General features: G+C 41.8%; 2 protein-coding genes. Both read left to right on the forward strand.

The annotated features are described in order from the left end of the window. Window positions 1–887: 887 nt before the first annotated feature. Window positions 888–1,199 carry a hypothetical protein gene (locus OKC27_RS22625; protein ID WP_270806742.1) on the forward strand — a complete coding sequence of 104 codons (312 nt, stop codon included), beginning with the start codon at window positions 888–890 and terminating at the stop codon, window positions 1,197–1,199. 21 nt (window positions 1,200–1,220) lie between these two features. After that, complete coding sequence (locus OKC27_RS22630; protein WP_270806743.1) at window positions 1,221–1,739, forward strand: cache domain-containing protein; 519 nt, start codon at window positions 1,221–1,223, stop codon at window positions 1,737–1,739. Window positions 1,740–1,760 lie beyond the last annotated feature (21 nt).

Below are 1,760 nucleotides of genomic sequence, written 5' to 3' on the forward strand. Positions count from 1 at the left end.
TCACATGGAAGATCAGATCCTGGAAAACGGGAAAGGTTCCGTTCAAGATGCCACTTGTGTATAAGAGTCAGGCACTGTACACTGCCAACATATACTGTGCATCTGTAGATCTGATGTACTGACAGTATATTACAGTAGGTAGACCTATGATTTCGAGCCATCTCATCTTTGATGACAGGAGCAGTGTTTGCACTCTTGGTAGCGTGGTTGTCGCTCGCTCGACAAACAAGAGCTCGCCTAGAATCCCCCTAGTTTTATTCGACCATTCTAGCAAAAAGCCATTCCGCAGTTAACTTGTTTGTCATTCATGAACTAACCTCATATCATCAAGTCTCCCAGTTTTTGCATCTGGATGTTTCACGATGGTCAGAGTCATTTTTCAAGCCAAGGTACATACCTCCGTTGACTCAGGCGGGTGGGTCGAAGTCCCACATTTATGCTTGCAACACTGCGTTATAGAGGACTTTAAGGCTCACCCTCGCTGGAGAAGATCCATCTCATCTTTAGAGCTGGATGAGATTCTCGAACAGCACACCACTAGGTTGTTTGGGGAGGCCAGGCGATTAGATCTGAACACTGTGCCTGAAGGTGTCTCTGTAGATGTGTTCGGGGCTTTGGCTATTGTTACTATAAATTTGATGCAGTGTGACACATACCATTGAAAATATAATATATTCAGACACTCATGGCTTTAAAGCTCAGGCCATCGTCTTCATCGTAGACAAACCTTAACGTTCAGATTGTATGAACGGTAGTAAGTAGTTATCGAGCAAGTCATCCTGAGGGGGCTCGTTCAGGTTCGAGGAGGGTGATCACAATGCTGGGCTCATTTAAAGCTTTCTGGTATGGTTAGCCCATCAGATTTTTTCAGACAGGATGTCGGTGTAATGAGTGATAAAATCCAGTGGAAAACATGGTCATTGATTTCCCGCATGCGTCTTGGGTTGGTTCTGCTTTTTGTCCCCATATTAATTCTTGGGGCTATTTATTACTATCATATGACCATCACTCTTCAACGTGATTTACAGAAACAATTAGTATCCAAGAATGATCAACTTCATAATGTTTTGATTAAGCCATATCTTGATACCCTCACAACACAGTTTGAACTTATCTATCGCAAGGTTGATTATAAAGACTTTATAAATAATAAGATCACGCATCAATATGAATACTTACACGACTGGCGGCGTTATTAGGAAACTGCTGGGCTACAATACATCTATGTTGGTACAGAGCATCGACAATTGCTTGTTCATCCTGAATGGCAACCAGACTCAAATTTTAACCCGCGCATAAGACCATGGTATCAACTTGCCGTTAAAAATAAAGGTAAGATGGTTTGGACTGAACCATATTACGACTACATTTACGGAACGCTATCCCTCTCATTAGCTAAAACAATTGAAGACCCGACAGGGAAGTTAGTTGGTGTCTTTTCAATTGATACATTACTTCAACCTATATCAAAGTGGCTTAATCATAAGCAAGATGCTGGGTATCAGATGTTGGTGAATGGGGCTGGTAAGATGCTAGTTCATCCTGATAAAGAACTAATGTTTACTCCCATGAAAAATATGACCTGGCTTTCAAAGTTCACAAAAGAAAAAGGCGTATTCCATGATAAAGAATCTGAGATGTTTGTGGCATATAACAAAGTCGATGGTCAAGACTGGATCTTGGTGCGTATTCCCACGCATGGCGATCGCTCAATAACATTCATGCCGATCACTCAATAACATCCATGCCGATCGCCCAAT

The sequence above is a fragment of the Aeromonas sp. QDB62 genome, from assembly GCF_027705695.1.
Classification (GTDB): Bacteria; Pseudomonadota; Gammaproteobacteria; order Enterobacterales; family Aeromonadaceae; genus Aeromonas; species Aeromonas allosaccharophila.

Excerpts from the sequence above, each read along its gene's own strand:
- OKC27_RS22625 (WP_270806742.1), top strand. The coding sequence starts at position 888 with ATGAGTGATAAAATCCAGTGGAAAACATGGTCATTGATTTCCCGCATG.